This is a genomic window from Enterobacter cloacae complex sp. P15RS, from assembly GCF_014895905.1.
Lineage (GTDB): Bacteria > Pseudomonadota > Gammaproteobacteria > Enterobacterales > Enterobacteriaceae > Enterobacter > Enterobacter quasihormaechei.
Genome location: NZ_JADBQL010000062.1, coordinates 1 through 222 on the forward strand (window position 1 = coordinate 1; position 222 = coordinate 222).

General features: G+C 49.5%; 1 tRNA gene. It reads left to right on the forward strand.

The annotated features are described in order from the left end of the window. Positions 1-55: 55 nt before the first annotated feature. Positions 56-131: transfer RNA gene (locus IM267_RS21120), tRNA-Glu, on the forward strand. Positions 132-222: the final 91 nt, after the last annotated feature.

Sequence of the window (222 nt, forward strand, 5' to 3'; positions counted from 1 at the left end):
CACAGATTGTCTGATGAAAAGTAAATAGCAAGGCGTCTTGCGATTGAGACTGTACGTCCCCTTCGTCTAGAGGCCCAGGACACCGCCCTTTCACGGCGGTAACAGGGGTTCGAATCCCCTAGGGGACGCCACTTGCTGGTTCGTGAGTGAAAGTCACCTGCCGTCATATCTCAAAACTGACTCACGAGTCATGTTTGAGATATTTGCTCTTTAAAAATCTGG